The sequence below is a fragment of the Desulfosporosinus shakirovi genome (assembly GCF_020595055.1).
Taxonomy (GTDB): domain Bacteria; phylum Bacillota; class Desulfitobacteriia; order Desulfitobacteriales; family Desulfitobacteriaceae; genus Desulfosporosinus; species Desulfosporosinus shakirovi.
This window is the reverse complement of sequence record NZ_JAJDOO010000008.1, coordinates 20,005-37,320: the sequence shown is the minus strand read 5'-3', so window position 1 is coordinate 37,320 and position 17,316 is coordinate 20,005. Positions and strand designations below refer to the sequence as shown.

Annotated in this window: 16 protein-coding genes, 2 tRNA genes and 2 other annotated features (1 of these 20 only partly in view); all 18 genes read right to left on the bottom strand. The window is 43.6% G+C overall.

Going from position 1 to position 17,316, the window contains the following annotated elements:
• Positions 1–24: 24 nt before the first annotated feature.
• Positions 25–3,474 carry a DNA-directed RNA polymerase subunit beta' gene (rpoC, locus tag LJE72_RS08880; protein ID WP_282437885.1) on the bottom strand — a complete coding sequence of 1,150 codons (3,450 nt, stop codon included), beginning with the start codon at positions 3,472–3,474 and terminating at the stop codon, positions 25–27.
• A 26-nt stretch (positions 3,475–3,500) separates the two neighbouring features.
• Positions 3,501–6,872 carry a DNA-directed RNA polymerase subunit beta gene (gene rpoB / locus LJE72_RS08875; RefSeq protein ID WP_229247247.1) on the bottom strand — a complete coding sequence of 1,124 codons (3,372 nt, stop codon included), beginning with the start codon at positions 6,870–6,872 and terminating at the stop codon, positions 3,501–3,503.
• A 396-nt stretch (positions 6,873–7,268) separates the two neighbouring features.
• Positions 7,269–7,646, bottom strand: a complete 378-nt coding sequence (gene rplL / locus LJE72_RS08870; RefSeq protein ID WP_073032210.1) for a 50S ribosomal protein L7/L12 — start codon at positions 7,644–7,646, stop codon at positions 7,269–7,271.
• A 53-nt stretch (positions 7,647–7,699) separates the two neighbouring features.
• Positions 7,700–8,227: a 50S ribosomal protein L10 gene (gene rplJ / locus LJE72_RS08865; protein WP_229247246.1), complete on the bottom strand. Its 528-nt coding sequence runs from the start codon at positions 8,225–8,227 to the stop codon at positions 7,700–7,702.
• A 25-nt stretch (positions 8,228–8,252) separates the two neighbouring features.
• Positions 8,253–8,386: a sequence feature (ribosomal protein L10 leader region), on the bottom strand.
• A 45-nt stretch (positions 8,387–8,431) separates the two neighbouring features.
• Entirely contained in the window at positions 8,432–9,124 is a 693-nt protein-coding gene (gene rplA / locus LJE72_RS08860; protein ID WP_073032214.1) for a 50S ribosomal protein L1, read from the bottom strand.
• 52 nt (positions 9,125–9,176) lie between these two features.
• Positions 9,177–9,605: a 50S ribosomal protein L11 gene (rplK, locus tag LJE72_RS08855; protein WP_073032247.1), complete on the bottom strand. Its 429-nt coding sequence runs from the start codon at positions 9,603–9,605 to the stop codon at positions 9,177–9,179.
• 34 nt (positions 9,606–9,639) lie between these two features.
• Positions 9,640–10,167 carry a transcription termination/antitermination protein NusG gene (gene nusG, locus LJE72_RS08850; protein ID WP_073032216.1) on the bottom strand — a complete coding sequence of 176 codons (528 nt, stop codon included), beginning with the start codon at positions 10,165–10,167 and terminating at the stop codon, positions 9,640–9,642.
• A 41-nt stretch (positions 10,168–10,208) separates the two neighbouring features.
• On the bottom strand, positions 10,209–10,430 hold the full coding sequence (secE, locus tag LJE72_RS08845) for a preprotein translocase subunit SecE (RefSeq protein ID WP_073032218.1): 222 nt from the start codon (positions 10,428–10,430) through the stop codon (positions 10,209–10,211).
• Between the two features lie 81 nt (positions 10,431–10,511).
• Positions 10,512–10,661 (bottom strand): 50S ribosomal protein L33, encoded by a 150-nt coding sequence (gene rpmG / locus LJE72_RS08840; RefSeq protein WP_045575441.1) that lies wholly within the window; start codon positions 10,659–10,661, stop codon positions 10,512–10,514.
• Positions 10,662–10,982: 321 nt separating this feature from the next.
• A tRNA-Met gene (locus LJE72_RS08835) sits at positions 10,983–11,057 on the bottom strand.
• A gap of 113 nt (positions 11,058–11,170) precedes the next feature.
• Positions 11,171–11,246 (bottom strand) — tRNA-Thr (locus tag LJE72_RS08830).
• A 103-nt stretch (positions 11,247–11,349) separates the two neighbouring features.
• A complete protein-coding gene (gene sigH, locus LJE72_RS08825) occupies positions 11,350–12,000 on the bottom strand; it encodes an RNA polymerase sporulation sigma factor SigH (RefSeq protein WP_143187687.1) in 651 nt (216 codons plus the stop codon).
• A 298-nt stretch (positions 12,001–12,298) separates the two neighbouring features.
• On the bottom strand, positions 12,299–13,039 hold the full coding sequence (gene rlmB / locus LJE72_RS08820) for a 23S rRNA (guanosine(2251)-2'-O)-methyltransferase RlmB (RefSeq protein WP_248286284.1): 741 nt from the start codon (positions 13,037–13,039) through the stop codon (positions 12,299–12,301).
• Positions 13,040–13,129: 90 nt separating this feature from the next.
• Positions 13,130–13,621, bottom strand: a complete 492-nt coding sequence (locus LJE72_RS08815; protein WP_229247244.1) for a dihydrofolate reductase — start codon at positions 13,619–13,621, stop codon at positions 13,130–13,132.
• A 12-nt stretch (positions 13,622–13,633) separates the two neighbouring features.
• Positions 13,634–14,464: a thymidylate synthase gene (thyA, locus tag LJE72_RS08810; RefSeq protein ID WP_229247243.1), complete on the bottom strand. Its 831-nt coding sequence runs from the start codon at positions 14,462–14,464 to the stop codon at positions 13,634–13,636.
• Between the two features lie 134 nt (positions 14,465–14,598).
• Positions 14,599–14,976, bottom strand: a complete 378-nt coding sequence (locus LJE72_RS08805; RefSeq protein WP_229247242.1) for a Mini-ribonuclease 3 — start codon at positions 14,974–14,976, stop codon at positions 14,599–14,601.
• 3 nt (positions 14,977–14,979) lie between these two features.
• Entirely contained in the window at positions 14,980–16,425 is a 1,446-nt protein-coding gene (cysS, locus tag LJE72_RS08800) for a cysteine--tRNA ligase (protein ID WP_229247241.1), read from the bottom strand.
• A complete protein-coding gene (cysE, locus tag LJE72_RS08795; protein WP_229247240.1) occupies positions 16,376–17,068 on the bottom strand; it encodes a serine O-acetyltransferase in 693 nt (230 codons plus the stop codon). Before cysE ends, cysS begins: the two co-directional genes overlap by 50 nt.
• A 95-nt stretch (positions 17,069–17,163) precedes the next feature.
• Positions 17,164–17,316: a binding site (T-box leader), on the bottom strand; it runs 60 nt beyond the window's last position.

Genomic DNA, 17,316 nt, shown 5'->3' with positions numbered 1-17,316 from the left:
CTATAGTAGTTTAGCATTTGAGTTCTAGCGTGTCAATAATTCGGTCGGATTTGTTTCCAAAGATTTTACATTTTGATATCTTAACATACCTGTACCGGCAGGAATCAACTTTCCGATAATGACATTTTCTTTTAATCCAAGCAAAGGATCTACTTTTCCTTTTATAGCCGCTTCAGTTAGAACACGAGTCGTTTCTTGAAAAGAAGCCGCTGAAAGGAATGAGTCCGTAGCCAATGAGGCTTTGGTAATTCCTAAAAGTACTGGGTGCGCAACCGCTGGTTCTCCGCCTTCAGCAATAGCTCGTGCGTTCTCATCTTGGAAATCAAAAACGTCTATCAGTCCACCAGGAAGCAGACTTGTATCCCCAGCATCGTCGATTTTTACCTTGCGTAACATCTGACGTACCATTACTTCAATATGCTTGTCGTTAATATCTACCCCTTGGAGTCGGTAAACTCGTTGAACTTCTCCCAGAAGATAGACTTGAACACCACGCTGACCCTTAACTTTCAGCATATCATGGGGATTAATACTTCCTTCAGTCAACTCGTCTCCAGCTTCGACCATCTGGCCTTCCTTGACACAAAGGCGCGAACCGTAAGGAATCGTATAGACTATGTGTTCTTCAGTTTCAGTCAGGAGATCCACTTCACGTCTCCCTTTAACTTCGCTGATTGACACTTTTCCAACTGCTTCTGAGATGATCGCTTGCCCTTTAGGTTTACGTGCCTCAAAAAGTTCTTCTACCCTCGGAAGACCTTGGGTTATATCGTCTCCCGCAACCCCTCCGGTGTGGAACGTACGCATGGTCAGCTGAGTACCAGGTTCTCCAATGGATTGGGCAGCAATAATCCCTACTGCCTCTCCCATTTCTACTGGACGTCCTGTAGCCAGGTTGCGACCATAGCATCTCTTGCAGACTCCGTACCGTGATTTGCAGGTTAGGACTGAACGAATTATGGCTGTATCAAAGCATTTAGCAATTTCTGCAGCCTGTTCTTCTGTCATTTCAGTATCCGGTACAGCAAGCACTTCTCCCGTTTCCGGGTGGAGTAACTCCTCTAATACAAAGCGGCCGACAAGACGATCTACTAAAGGTTCAATTATTTCCGGACCGTCCTTAATATCCTCAACCATAATGCCGTTTAATGTTCCACAATCTTCTTCACGCACTATCACGTCTTGAGAGACATCTACCAATCGACGGGTCAGATAACCTGAGTCAGCTGTTCTCAAAGCAGTATCTGCCAGGCCTTTACGTGCACCGTGAGAAGAAATAAAGTACTCTAAAACTGTGAGCCCCTCGCGGAAATTAGCCTTAATAGGCAACTCAATGGTCCGTCCAGACGGATCTGCCATAAGTCCCCGCATTCCTGCTAATTGTCTCAACTGTTGAATATTTCCTCTCGCGCCTGAGGTCGCCATCATATAAACCGGGTTAAACACATCTAAAGTGTCCATCAAAGCTTGTGTTACGGTTTTGGTTGCTTTAGCCCACGTATCAATGACCAGATTATAACGTTCTTCATTCGTGATCAAACCGCGTCTATATTGCAGTTCGGTTTTGGCAACCGCAATGTCAGCTTTGCCAAGAATCTCGGTTTTCTCTTTGGGAACGGTAATGTCAGTCAACCCGACAGTCATCCCAGCTCTGGTGGAGAATTTAAACCCTTGACTCTTTAGCCCGTCTAACAAGTTAGCAGTCGCTTCATATCCCGCCTTGCGATAGGTTTTAGCTACAATGTCGGCAAGTCCCTTTTTACCAACTACTTCATTGAAATAACCAATTTGTGAAGGAATGACGGAATTGAAGATCAATCGACCAACGGTTGTTTCCAAGAGTTCTCCGTCCCGGCGAACTTTAATACTAGCCTGCAAGTGAACTGCTTTAGAATCATAAGCTAAAACAGCTTCATCATAGTCTTTAAATATTTTCCCTTCTCCAAAAGCGCCCGGACGTTCCATAGTTAAATAATACGATCCTAAAACCATATCTTGAGTGGGAGTGGCCACCGGTCGTCCGTCTTTTGGGTTAAGGATATTATGCGCGGATAACATAAGCAATCTTGCTTCAGACTGAGCCTCTGCTGATAACGGAACATGTACAGCCATTTGGTCACCATCAAAGTCTGCATTGTACGCTGTACAAACTAACGGATGGATCTGTAAAGCTCTGCCTTCAACCAGGATTGGCTCGAATGCCTGGATACCCAAGCGGTGAAGAGTTGGTGCACGATTCAAGAGAACTGGATGATCCGTGATTACTTCTTCGAGAACATCCCACACCTCAGGACGCACCCGCTCAACCATGCGTTTAGCGCTTTTTATATTGTGTGCATGGCCCTCATTGACAAGCTTTTTCATCACGAAGGGTTTGAAGAGCTCTAAGGCCATTTCCTTGGGCAGACCACATTGATGGAGCTTAAGATTTGGACCAACAACGATAACGGAACGTCCAGAATAATCAACACGTTTCCCTAAGAGATTTTGTCGAAAACGGCCTTGTTTTCCTTTTAACATATCGCTGAGGGACTTAAGCGGTCTGTTTCCCGGCCCAGTCACAGGACGTCCGCGACGGCCATTGTCAATCAATGCGTCGACCGCTTCCTGGAGCATCCGTTTCTCGTTTCTCACGATAATATCCGGTGCACCAAGATCCAAGAGACGCTTTAAGCGGTTGTTCCTATTAATCACTCGTCGATAAAGATCATTGAGGTCCGACGTTGCAAAACGACCCCCATCCAACTGGACCATTGGTCTCAGTTCGGGAGGAATCACAGGAACAACATCCATAATCATCCAATCCGGGCGGTTTCCTGAAGATTTAAAGGCTTCCACAACCTCGAGACGGCGAATGGCACGGATTTTCCGCTGTCCGGATACTTCTTTTAGTTCTACTCGCAGTTCTTCATTTAATTTGTCTAAATCCATCTCGGCGAGTAATTGTTTAACCGCTTCCGCTCCCATGCTGGCTTGAAAACGATCCCCATATTTATCACGATATTCCCTGTACTCTGTTTCTGTCAGAAGCTGTTTCTTCATTAAAGACGTATCACCAGAGTCTGTCACGATATAAGAGACAAAATAAAGGACTTTTTCCAAAGCGCGAGGAGACATGTCCAAAAGCAGCCCCATCCGGCTTGGAATTCCCTTGAAATACCAGATATGAGATACCGGTGCAGCAAGTACTATGTGTCCCATACGCTCACGGCGAACTTTTGAACGGGTTACTTCAACACCGCAACGGTCACAGACTATCCCTTTATAACGAACCCGTTTATATTTTCCGCAATGACACTCCCAATCTCGAGTAGGGCCAAAGATTTTTTCACAAAACAGACCTTCACGTTCCGGCTTTAAGGTCCGATAGTTAATGGTTTCAGGTTTCTTTACTTCTCCAAATGACCACTCACGAATCATATCCGGGGAAGCCAAACCGATACGCATACGGTCGAAGTTATTGACGTCTAGCAATCCTTATCGCTCCTTTCGTCCGGGGACTATTTGAGATCGCCTAGATCTATATCTTCTTCCTCAAGGACTTCAACATTTAATTCATCGAGAGGATCTTCCTCGTCGACCATGGTGTCTTCCTCATCCTTCGCCCCAACTATTCGGGTTGAAGGAAGCGGTAGTTCCTCATGCAGATCAATGCCAAGTTCCTTTGCGGTTTCCGTTATATCCTCATCGGTATCATGAATCTCAATTTCCCTGTCATCTGCTGACAAGACTCTAACATCAAGTCCCAAACTCTGCATTTCTTTTATCAAAACCTTAAACGATTCGGGGATTCCTGGTTCAGGAATATTCTCTCCTTTAACAATCGCTTCGTATGTTTTTACACGTCCAACGACATCGTCTGACTTAACCGTTAGGATTTCTTGTAAAGTATAAGCTGCTCCATAAGCCTCCAACGCCCAAACTTCCATTTCTCCAAAGCGTTGCCCACCGAATTGAGCTTTACCGCCCAAGGGTTGCTGGGTTACGAGGGAATATGGACCTGTGGAACGGGCATGAATCTTATCGTCAACTAAATGGTGAAGTTTGAGAACATACATATAGCCAACAGTGATTTTGCTGTCAAAGGGATCTCCTGTCCGTCCATCATACAACATCGTCTTCCCATCTCTTGAGATGCCGGCCTTCTCTAACGTTTCAAAAATATCATCCTCAGTAGCACCGTCAAAGACCGGGGTTGCAATACGTATCCCTAAGGCCCTTGCCGCCATGCCTAAGTGAGTCTCAAGCACCTGCCCAATGTTCATCCGAGAAGGAACGCCCAATGGATTAAGGACTACTTCAATCGGCGTTCCATCCGGCATAAACGGCATATCCTCTTGACGCATAATGCGAGAAATTACCCCTTTGTTACCGTGGCGTCCTGCTACCTTATCGCCCACAGATATTTTTCGTTTTTGGGCGATATAGACACGAACAAGTTGATTAACACCAGGGGATAATTCATCCCCGTTTTCGCGGGTAAACACTTTGACATCGACAATTTTTCCAGCTTCCCCATGGGGTACACGTAAAGAAGTATCGCGCACCTCACGTGCTTTCTCCCCGAAAATAGCTCGAAGTAAACGTTCTTCTGCCGTTAGCTCCGTCTCACCCTTCGGTGTCACTTTACCAACTAAGATATCTCCCGGACGAACTTCAGCTCCGATACGAATAATTCCACGCTCATCAAGATCTTTCAGAACATCTTCCCCAACATTCGGAATGTCACGAGTGATTTCTTCTGGTCCAAGCTTAGTATCACGGGCATCTGATTCGTATTCTTCAATATGAATGGATGTATAATAATCCTCTCGAACAAGCTTTTCGCTTATCAAGATAGCATCCTCGTAGTTGTACCCTTCCCATGTCATAAAGGCTACTAAAACGTTACGGCCTAAAGCAAGTTCTCCATGGTCAGTTGATGGACCATCGGCAATAATTTGGCTGGCCTCTACCCGCTCCCCCTTCATAACAATGGGTCGCTGGTTAATGCAGGTTCCTTGGTTGGAACGAGAATATTTAAGCAGTTTATGCTTTTCTGTCATCCCGTCATCACCCAGGACAATGATCTCGTCAGCGGTCGCCCGCTCAACTACCCCAGCTCGTTTAGTAATTGCACAAACACCGGAGTCCTTAGCAGTCTTATATTCCATACCAGTCCCCACATAAGGCGAATCCGTTCGCAATAGCGGTACTGCTTGCCGTTGCATGTTTGAACCCATTAAAGCCCTGTTTGCATCATCATGCTCTAGGAAGGGGATAAGTGCTGTAGCGATGGATACCATTTGCTTTGGAGAGACGTCCATATAGTCAACCTGGTTCGGAGACACATGCACAAAATCCGGTCCATGACGACCATCAATTTTCTCCCCTAGAAAATTGCCATCCTTATCAAGTGGCGCATTAGCCTGTGCTACAACATATTTTTCTTCTTCGTCAGCCGTTAAATAATGAATTTCATCAGTAACGCTTCCGCTCTCCTTATTTGCCTTGCGGTAAGGGGCTTCAATGAAGCCATAAGGATTAATGCGTCCGAATGTACTTAAGGATCCAATCAGACCAATGTTTGGTCCTTCCGGCGTCTCCACTGGACACATTCTGCCATAGTGAGAATGATGGACGTCACGAACTTCAAAACCGGCACGTTCTCTGCTCAATCCTCCAGGTCCTAAAGCACTTAAGCGCCGCTTATGCGTTAGCTCTGCCAGCGGATTTGTTTGATCCATAAATTGAGATAACTGACTGCTACCAAAGAATTCCTTAATGGCAGCCACAACAGGTCGGATGTTAATTAATACTTGAGGAGTAATCACTTCAACATCTTGAATCGTCATTCGCTCGCGTACTACGCGTTCCATACGAGATAATCCAATTCGGAATTGATTTTGAAGCAACTCTCCTACAGAGCGCAACCTCCGATTGCCTAAATGGTCAATATCATCTTTATGCCCTTCACCCTCCATCAAGGCGAGCATTCGCTGAACACTGGCTACGATATCTCCGCGAGTTAGATGTCGTACATCCATCGGGATATCTAGGCCTAGCTTCTTATTGAGTTTATATCGGCCAACCTTAGCAAGATCATAACGTTTAGCATCGAAAAACAATGCTTCTAATAATGAGCGTGCACTGTCAACCGTCGGCGGTTCACCTGGTCTTAATCTTTTATAGATTTCAACCAAAGCTTCTTCTGTCGACTCTGAGTTATCCCTTTCCAAAGTAGCGCGGATATATTCATTATCGTTAAATAACTCCAAGATCTGACCGTTGCTGGCATATCCTAAGGCGCGAATTAAAACAGTGCCCGGAAGCTTACGAGTTCGGTCAACCCTTACAAAGATATTATCGTTAACATCCGTCTCAAACTCTAGCCAAGCCCCACGATTTGGAATAACTGTAGCTCCATAGAGCTTTTTCCCGCTGGGATCGATTTGTTCGGCATAATAAACCCCCGGCGATCGAACAAGTTGGCTGACAATAACACGTTCGGCTCCATTAATAATGAAGGTACCTTTGTCTGTCATCAACGGGAAATCCCCCATAAAGACTTCCTGTTCCTTCACTTCTCCAGTTTCTTTGTTGATCAGGCGAACCTTTACGCGGAGTGGCGCGGCATATGTAACATCGCGTTCTTTACACTCCTCCACTTGATATTTAGCCTCTCCCAGGCTATAATCAACAAATTCTAGAACGAGATTGCCTGTGAAATCTTGAATCGGTGAAATATCGCGAAACATGTCGCGTAACCCTTCATCAAGAAACCATCGATAGGAGTTTTGCTGGATTTCAATTAAATTTGGCATGTCGAGAACTTCACGGATTCTGGAGTAACTCCAGCGCTCTCGCGTCCCAACCTTAACAGGATAGAACATTTACGTTTCACCCCTCAGTGTGGTTTTCTCTCATTGAGGTCTAATAATATATTGACATATACAGCCAAAAGCAAGGCCTTTAAAAGAACCTCGCTTAACTGTTTATGATGTTCCGCTATCATTCCGACAATTTCAAAGATAATATCTCCTTATTATCTAATGCTTTTAACTTATTACCATAGCATGAATAGATTAAGTAATAAATTCCATTTACATATAGTAACATTTATAAAGTATAACAAAACGGAACCCCTCTGTCAAGAAAACATTTTAGTTTTTAGGCTTGAATTCAGTATTTTACTATTCTATTCTAAAAGTGCAAATTTGTTCAAATTTACTGCCTATCCAAAATAAAGAAGGTACTCTCTACAAGAGAGTACCTTCTGCTATAAACTCTTACTTAACTTCGACGGTTGCACCGGCTTCAGTTAACTTAGCTTTTAAAGCTTCAGCTTCGTCTTTTGAGACTTTTTCTTTAACTGGTTTTGGTGCATTGTCTACGAGGTCTTTTGCTTCTTTAAGCCCAAGGCCGGTTGCTTCACGAACTACTTTAATAACGCCAATTTTGGAAGCTCCGCAGTTCATAAGCATAACATCAAACTCGGTTTTTTCTTCAGCTGCATCTGCTGCAGGAGCTGCAGATGCTACGCCTGCAACCGCTACTGGAGCAGCAGCGCTTACGCCGAATTCCTCTTCAAAAGCCTTTACAAGTTCAGCCAATTCGAGAACAGTTAAGCCTTTTACGGCTTCGAGAATTTCATTTACTTTAGACATTTTTAATTTCCCCCTTAAAATTATAAAACATTATTGTTATCTAGATAATAAAACTATTGAGCAGCCTTAAGTTTACGTACTTCTTCCAACGCATACCCCATTTTACGGATCGGTCCTTGAAGAACATTAACCATACCTGTAAGAGGAGCTTGCATACCTCTTAGAACCATAGTGAGCAAGACTTCGCGAGAAGGCAGATCAGCAAGAGCTTTAACGCCCTCAGCTCCGATAACTTTCCCCTCTAATACTCCAGCTTTAATCTGGAACTTTTTGAGCTTGTTTGCTTTAGCAAAGTCCATTAATATTTTGGCCGGAGCAACAGGATCTGCACTAAAGGCGAGTGCTGTCGGTCCTTTAAGATAGGAATCAAGCCCCTCTACCCCTAACTCATCAGCGGCGCGACGTACGAGGGTGTTTTTCAAAACCCGATACTCGACTCCAGCATTACGCAGTTGAGAACGCAATTGCGTTACTTGGGCCACAGTTAAACCGCGGTAATCGGCTAAAACTATACCTGAAGACTGTTGAAACTTTTCTTTAATCTCCGAGACTACCAGACTTTTTTCTTCGATGTTAGGCATTCTGTGTACCTCCTTCCCTATAGATAAACCCAGCAAAAAACCTCCGCGCTTGCAGAGGTTAAGAATGCCAAATGAATATCTTTCGGCGTAATCTTCCAACCTCGGCAGGACATTAAGCCTTTCGGCACCTGCTTTCTACAGCGGACATATTAAATTCCTGATAAGTTTATCCCATTTATAGAACACTGTCAAGCATACCTGTGTTTAGACTGCTTTTGCAGGGTTAATGCGTACGCCCGGTCCCATTGTAGAGGACACTGTGACACTCCGCATGTATTGACCTTTGGCAGCTGCAGGCTTCGCTTTAAGCAAAGTTTCTCCTAACACGCGATAGTTTTCCAGTAGTTGTTCCACACCGAATGAGGCTTTACCGATTGGTGCATGTATAATGCCAGCCTTATCTGCACGGTATTCAATCTTACCAGCCTTAATCTCTTTGATCGCACGAGTTACATCAAGGGTAACCGTTCCAGTTTTCGGGTTTGGCATAAGGCCTTTAGGTCCGAGTACTCGACCTAATTTACCAACCATTCCCATCATGTCTGGTGTTGCTACCACTACTTCAAAACCGAACCAACCTTGTTCGATCTTAGCAATCATATCCTCGGCTCCAACAAAATCTGCTCCTGCCAATTCTGCTTCTTTGGCCTTTTCCCCTTTAGCAAACACCAACACGGAGCGGGTTTTACCTGTTCCGTTCGGAAGAACAATGGCACCCCGAATTTGTTGATCTGCATGACGGGTATCAATGCCTAATTTGAAAGCAACTTCCACAGTCTCATCAAACTTAGCTTTAGCGTTAGTCTTTACAATTGATAAAGCCTCTGTTGGTTCGTAGAGTGCAATACGATCAAACGATTTTACAGCCTCTTGATATTTTTTCCCTACTTTAGCCATTCTATTAACCTCCTTGTGGTTATGCGGGCTTAGCCCTCCCACAAAATTTCACTTAACCTTCGACTACGTCGATTCCCATGCTCCGCGCTGTTCCTTCGATCATGCGCATTGCCGCTTCAATGCTTGCTGCGTTTAAGTCCTTCATCTTAATGTCCGCTATTTCGCGTATCTTCGATTTAGGAACAGCTGCAACTTTTTTGCGATTCGGTTCAGAAGACCCCGAATTAATATTAGCAGCTTTCTTAAGCAACACTGCTGCTGGTGGAGTTTTGGTAATAAAGGTAAAGGAACGATCTTCGTATACTGTAATTTCTACCGGAATAATAAGCCCAGCTTGATCTTTAGTACGTTCATTGTACTCTTTGCAAAAGCCCATAATATTAACGCCGTGCTGACCCAAAGCTGGACCAACCGGAGGTGCCGGTGTTGCCTTTCCTGCATTGATCGCTAATTTTACCAACCCAATTACTTTCTTTGCCATTGTCATTTACACCCCCTTGTTAGGATAACATTTATTAGTCTAATTTTTGAACCTGTGCGAACTCAAGTTCAACGGGTGTCTCTCTTCCAAACATAGATACCTCAACCCGAAGCTTTCCTTTGTCAGCAAGGATTTCTCGAACCACCCCAACAAAATCCTTGAACGGACCAGCAATAACCTGGACGCTTTGATTAATATCAAAATCAATCCGAGTTTGAATTTCATCCATCCCCATTTGTTGTAAAATGGTTACAACCTCACTGTCAAGCAACGGAATAGGCTTAGTCCCAGAGCCAACAAACCCTGTCACTCCCGGAGTATTACGAACAACATACCATGAGTCATCCGTCATTTCCATCTCGACAAGGACGTAACCCGGATATACCTTGCGCTTTGTAATCTTTTGTTTGCCATTTTTGAACTCAATTTCATCTTCCATGGGAACAAGCACTCGAAAAATCTTTTCTTCCATGTTCATAGATTCAACACGTTTTTCTAGATTCATCTTAACCTTGTTCTCATAGCCAGAATAGGTATGAATCACAAACCAATCTTTTGCCATTTCTCAGGGACCTCCTCAGACACTGCCGTTGAAACTTATGTTTAGGGCAGCAGCTTGGTCAAGGCCGCACTTAAACCGCTATCAACAATCCACATCAGAATGGATACAATTGCTACCGCAAAAAACACAACTACTGTGTAGGTAAGCAACTGCCTGCGGCTTGGCCAATGAACTTTCTTGAGTTCGCTCAAAACCCCGCGGAAATACTCCATCGCCTTATCTTTTTGTCGCAGAGTATTGGCCGGTTTCTTCAACTCGCCCATCACTTCACATCCTTACAGACATCCATATCATCGACTCCGTGACAACGCCTCCTGGCGTACACAAACCTTTGCAAAAAAAAATTACTTTGTTTCCTTATGCAGAGTGTGGCTCTTGCAAAACTTGCAAAACTTTTGAGTTTCCAAGCGATCTGGGTTATTTTTCTTATTTTTCATAGTAGCATAGTTACGGTGCTTGCAATCCGTACACGCTAAAATAATGCCAACACGCATTCACGAACACCTCCCGGACAACGGTAGGACGCTGTATTTTTTCCATTACTCAAAATACTTTATCATAAGATAATTTTACTGTCAAGAAAAAACATCTTGTGAAGAAAACTTGGCTGGCGCTGGCTTGACTCGCTCAGGACGGACGAGTGCCCCTGTAGTCAAGACTCAACCAAGTAACGGTTGAGATTAAGCACCACCATGACTCACCCAATGTAGTTGAGATTTGAACACCGCCATGAATGGCAAAGTACCGGGATGGCGATTTGTTATACTTCTAACCCAGTATAACAAAAAAGACAGCTTCGCTGTCTAAATCAGACTTGGTTGCGGGGGCCGGATTTGAACCAACGACCTTCGGGTTATGAGCCCGACGAGCTACCACTGCTCCACCCCGCGACGTACCGCTTTAGTTCTCCTGTGTGATCACTACACTTGTCAGCCTTTGTGAAGTTACCATGCAGTTATAAATGTTTATTGCTAAACTATGTCATGCAATCCTCATTAAGTCATGGAGCCGATGGCAGGACTCGAACCTGTAACCTGCTGATTACAAATCAGCTGCTCTACCAATTGAGCTACATCGGCACTAATTCCCGTGTGCGACAATCATCACCCCAAGGCACTTACGTAGTTTACCATTTCTTTATTGATAATGCAAGTCTTTTTATCAATAAAGAAATATGTAACTTTAACCATCTCGCCGCTCAAGATATCGTTCAAGCTTTCTCTTAACCCGTTGCAACGCGTTATCGATTGATTTCACATGTCTTCTCAGGTCTACAGCAATCTCTTGATAAGATTTGCCTTCCAAGTATGACATAAGTACTTTCCACTCTAAAGAACTAAGGATTTCGCCCATTTTTTCTTCAATGTCGTCAAATTCTTCCCGACTGATGATTAGTTCTTCAGGATCTGTGATTCGGGTTCCCGAGATTACATCGAGCAGAGTCCTGTCCGAATCTTCGTCATAAATGGGTTTGTTCAAGGAAACATATGAGTTTAACGGAATATGTTTTTGCCTTGTCGCAGTTTTGATCGCAGTAATTATCTGTCGTGTGATACATAATTCAGCAAAGGCTCTAAAGGAAGAGAGTTTGTCCCCGCGAAAATCTCGTATTGCCTTATAGAGTCCAATCATACCCTCTTGGATAATATCTTCACGATCAGCGCCAATAAGAAAGTAAGAACGTGCTTTAGCTCTAACAAAGTTTTTATATTTGTTAATTAGATACTCCAGTGCTGCAGCGTCGCCTTCCTTGGCAAGCTCAACCACCTCTTCATCCACGATAACGTCGATGATTTCGCACTCCGGTAGTTCTGGTTGGGCTTGAAGAGTCAAGTTGATCCCCCCTACAATGTCGTCACGAAGAAGACGCAATCTCAGCTAGCCCTCGTCCACGAGAACACCCTCATTATACTCGACCCTAAAGAAAAGCGTCAAGGCGAAGTTTTGGTTGTTCTGTCGCTATTCGTGAGGTCCTAGATCGAGATACGAATTCAAGGTTCCAAATTATGTGAAAAATAGAGCTTCTGGATATGGCAAATAGCGCGGAAGAACACAATAAATTCACATTTGCCATATCTCCTTGGGAAAGTTCAGCTAACTCATATTTTGGTAATTCAAGCAATAATAACTTCTAATTGGAGTGGATTCTCTGTCTGAGAACTTCATAAAGCATGACAGATCCAGCAACGCTAGCGTTTAAGGAAGTGATCGTTCCTTTCATGGGCAGGCTTACAATCTCATCACAATTTTCTCGAAGTAAACGGCTTATCCCTTTACCTTCACTGCCAATTACGATTACCCGCGGACCTGTGAGATCTGCCTTGAAAGCATCTTTTCCTCCTGCTTCAGCGCCAGAAACCCAACATCCCTTTTTCTTTAAATCGTTTAAAGTTTGAACCAAATTACTAACGCGGGCTACCCTGACATGTTCAACAGCCCCAGCGGATGTCTTGGCTACCGTTCCTGTTAAGGCTACGCTTCTCCGCTTGGGGATAATAACCCCGTGGGCTCCTACAGCGTCTACAGTCCTTAATAACGCCCCCAGATTATGAGGGTCTTCGATCTCATCAAGCATCAAGATAAACGGGGCCTCTTGCCGCTCCTCAGCTAAGGCCAGAATGTCCTCTATACTTGCATACTCCCTCGCTGCAACATAGGCCAGCATTCCCTGGTGCCGTTCACGATTTGTTAAACGGTCAAGAGTCTGACGATCCACAAATTGGTAAGGAATATTTCGTTCATGCAATAACGAGATAATTTCTTGATTTCGGCTACCCGCACCTTCCGTGACAAGAAGAACTTTATTAACGGGTTTCCCGCTTTTCAGAAGTTCCACCACAGGATTCTTCCCATAAACCATTTCTTCGTTCAAGTAGTCCACTTCTTTCTATTCGAGGGTTTTCATTTTTCCACAACTACAGACGCCTTGTCGACAAACTCCAGTTTCTTCACCAAACTGTATTTAGCCAACTAATGCATATTTTACAAACTTATAACCAATGTTTTCATGGTTTTGCAAATTGGTGGCAGATACTAATTTCCACGCCTTATTCTTATCTAAATTAACGAAATATTTATCTGCTACATATTTTTCCTCAATTTTAGTTACATACGCTTCAGTACAAGATGCTAAAAGCTGAGAATAAACCGATTCCCCGCCCACGACAAAAACATCGTCCGTATCATACTTTTCCAGTTCAGAGTACAGTTCATCCAGAGAACGACATAATATTACCCTTTCGTTGTCAAAGCGCTCGCTCTTACTTAGAACAATATTAACTCTGTCTTTCAGAGGTTCTTGTCCCGGCAATGACTCAAATGTCTCTCTTCCCATAATCACGACTTTACCTAAAGTCATTTGCTTAAAAAACTTCATGTCGTCGGGAATTCGTTTTAACAAATTTCCTCTGTACCCAATTCCCCAATTCAAATCTACGGCTGCAATAGCTTTCATAAACTCTCCTTTTTAAATCGCAACGGGAATATTTTTAATTTGTAGACCGCTTTGGTAACCTTCTAACACAAAATCCCCAACTTTAAAGTCATAAAAGTCTTTTATATCTTTGTTAATTAATAACTTGGGTGCTGGAAATGGGGCCCTTTGAATCAAATCTGTAATTAACGGTATATGCCTGTCGTATATGTGGGCATCAGCAATAACATGTACAAATTCTCCAACCTCCAGGTTACTAACTTGAGCCAACATATGTACAAGAATCGCATACTGACATACGTTCCAGTTATTCGCAACCAGTATGTCTTGAGATCGTTGATTTAATATGGCGTTAAGCTTCCTTCCAGTAACATTTAGGGTCATGCTGTAAGCACAAGGATATAAGTTCATTTCATGCAGATCATTGTGATTGTACATATTAACCATAATTCTTCTGCTATACGGATTATGTCTCAAGTCATACAGTACCCTGTCGACCTGATCAAACTCCCCTTCACTGTACTGATGTTTGACACCCAATTGATATCCGTATGCTTTTCCTATTGACCCATCTTCATCAGCCCAACTATTCCAAATATCGCTGTTCAGATCTTTGATATTATTGGATTTCTTCTGCCAAATCCATAGTAACTCATCAATCGCTGCCACTAAGTTTGTGGGTCTCAATGTAAGAATTGGAAACTCTTCCGAAAGATCGTATCTATTAATTACGGCAAATCTCTTAACAGTATTAGCCAGTGTGCCATCATCCCATTTGGCTCTGACAACCTCACCCTCAGAAGAAATCCCGTTTTCAAGGATATTAGTACACATCGCAATAAAAATATTATCCGCCTTACTCACTATAGACCCCTCACTCATACGTAATAATTATATTTGCACGCCAACCCTTCCCGATCATCTTCCTAACTAAATCCCTTTATCCAGCTTACTCCATCAGGAATACTCCCATAGATTGTTTAGGTTTAGGCAATTCTTCATGACGAAGCAATTTCGTCCACTTTATCAAACGCCCAACGCATTCGATCAGTTTGTCCGCTTAATTGCCAATAACCCACTAGGCTTTCAAACCCTGTTGCATGTCGATAGGTTACAACATCTACATTTTTAGGATGCCCGCTCTTGGTATTCCGCCCGCGCATAACAACCTGCTGTTCAACCTCATTAAGGTCGGGCAGAAGCACATGCAAAACCTGGGCTTGAGTACCGGCCCGAACATAGCTGATCGCCTGTTCATGAAGTTCCTTGACCTTTTCATGCCCTAATTCCAACAAATGTGTACGAACCCAAAGTTCATAGACCGCATCTCCCAAATAAGCTAGAGTTAAGGCATTCATTTCCTGCCAATTTCGCATAAGTCACCTTTCAATTATTTCTTTTATTTGCCACCTTGCACCTTGCGGTGTATCCTCAATAATAATTCCTTTTTCTTTCAGAACATCGCGAATAAAATCAGCCATTTCCCAATCCTTTTTCTGGCGTGATATTGAACGGATTTGCAAGACGGCATCCATAACCTGGGTTAATATCTCATCGTTTTCAATATGAACTTGGGCCGGATGAAGCAAGTCAAAACCTAAAACATCTCCAAGCTCCACTAAAGTCCCTTGGGCTTCCGCCAGTTCTTCCGAAGGTACAGGATTCTCATGAACATACCCATTCATCGTTTTGGCCAGATCAAAGAGTGCTGCATAAGCTAGTGCTGAATTAAAATCATCATCCATTGCCTTTTCAAACGCTTCACGCGCCTCTTTAGAAGCCTTTAACAGCTCAGCTTGGCTCTGCTGGTTTTTGGCAGAGCCTTCTCTGCCCAGAGCCTCTTGAGCCAAACGGACACTGGTTTGCAAACGTTCCAATCCCTTTTGGGCCATAATTAAGTTTTGGTCGTTAAAATCCAGGGGACTGCGATAATGAGTTCCCAGTAAATAAAAACGAATGACTTCTCCCGGAGAATTCACTAATAACTCGCGAATAGTGAAAAAATTGCCCAAGGACTTAGACATCTTTTCTTGATTAATAGTAAGAAACGCATTATGCATCCAATACCGAGCGAAGGTCTTTCCTTTCAAATAACCTTCCGTTTGGGCAATCTCATTTTCATGATGTGGGAATGCGAGGTCCTCCCCCCCACCATGAATGTCAAATCCTGCCCCTAAATATTTTAACGACATAGCTGTACACTCGATGTGCCAGCCCGGACGCCCCTCACCCCATGGACTTTCCCAAAAAGGCTCTCCGGGTTTAGCCTTTTTCCAAAGTGCAAAATCCATCGGGTGTCGTTTGCGCTCATCGACTTCAACTCTTGCTCCTGCCTTCATATCTTCAAGCGTTCTGCCAGACAGCTTCCCGTAATTAGGAAAATGATCTACCGCAAAGTAAACATCCCCTTCCACTTCATAACCTAGGCCCGAATCAATAAGACCTTGAATAATCTCGATCATTTCAGGAATATGTTCTGTAGCCTTGGGATGAACGGTTGCTGGTAACAGGTTCAGTGCTTTGGCATCTTTAAAGTACTCCTCAATATATTTTTGGCCCAAGGCCAAAGGGTCCATCCCTTCAATGTTACCTCGTTGAATAATTTTATCATCCACGTCCGTAAAATTCTGGACATAACGAACATCATGTCTTTTATATAAAAAATAACGCCTAATCATGTCAAATACAACAAACATTCGTGCATTTCCCGCATGGAAGTAATTATAGGTTGTCGGACCGCATACATACATCGCAACTTTTCCGCTCTCTCTGGGCTTAAACTCCTCTTTTTGCCGGGTCATGGTGTTGTATAATTTCAAAGACATTGTATCGACTCTCCTCTTCCTTTAACCTTTGTTCCAAATATTCCACACGTTGCATTAGGCATCTCAGCATCTCATTGACTGGATCCGGAAGATCATCGTGTCTTAAATCAGGATCTTTTATCGGCACCCCATGGTGGAGGACAATCCGCCCCGGTACACCTACCACTGTAGTATCACTGGGAACAGGCTTATTAACAACTGACCCAGCTCCAATTTTTACATTATCTCCAACTTTAAAGGAACCTAATACCCTGGCCCCCGCTCCAATAACTACATTATTCCCTATAGTCGGATGCCTTTTCCCTTTTTCTTTGCCTGTCCCGCCTAAAGTAACTCCTTGATACAGGGTAACATTGTCCCCGACCTCCGCAGTTTCGCCGATGACCACCCCCGTTCCATGGTCAATGAAAAGCCCTTGGCCTATCTTTGCACCCGGATGGATTTCTATTCCTGTTAAAAAGCGGGAACACTGAGAGATCATGCGCGGGATGAGGATCAGATTACGAAGGTACAGCCAATGAGCCATTCTGTGGAAAAGCACAGCATGAAACCCAGGATAACAAAATACAACCTCCCAAATACTTCTTGCTGCAGGATCTCGTTCAAAAATTACTTTTATATCACGTTTCATCTGTCCAAACATCTTAGCTTCACCCTTTTCCCTTTAGAATATATTACCATACTTCAACTTGACTTCATAATGGAGCTAAATCAACACAAAAAAGCGGAACCTTTTCGTCCAGAGACGAAAGGTTCCGCGGTCCCACTCTGTTTGAACGACATGTCGTTCCAGCTCAAAGCTTTAACGCAGCCAATACGGATTGAAATACTTCAATTTTCTTCCAATCAACTCCGAGACGCACTTCCAAATACTCCTTGCAAATGGCTTCC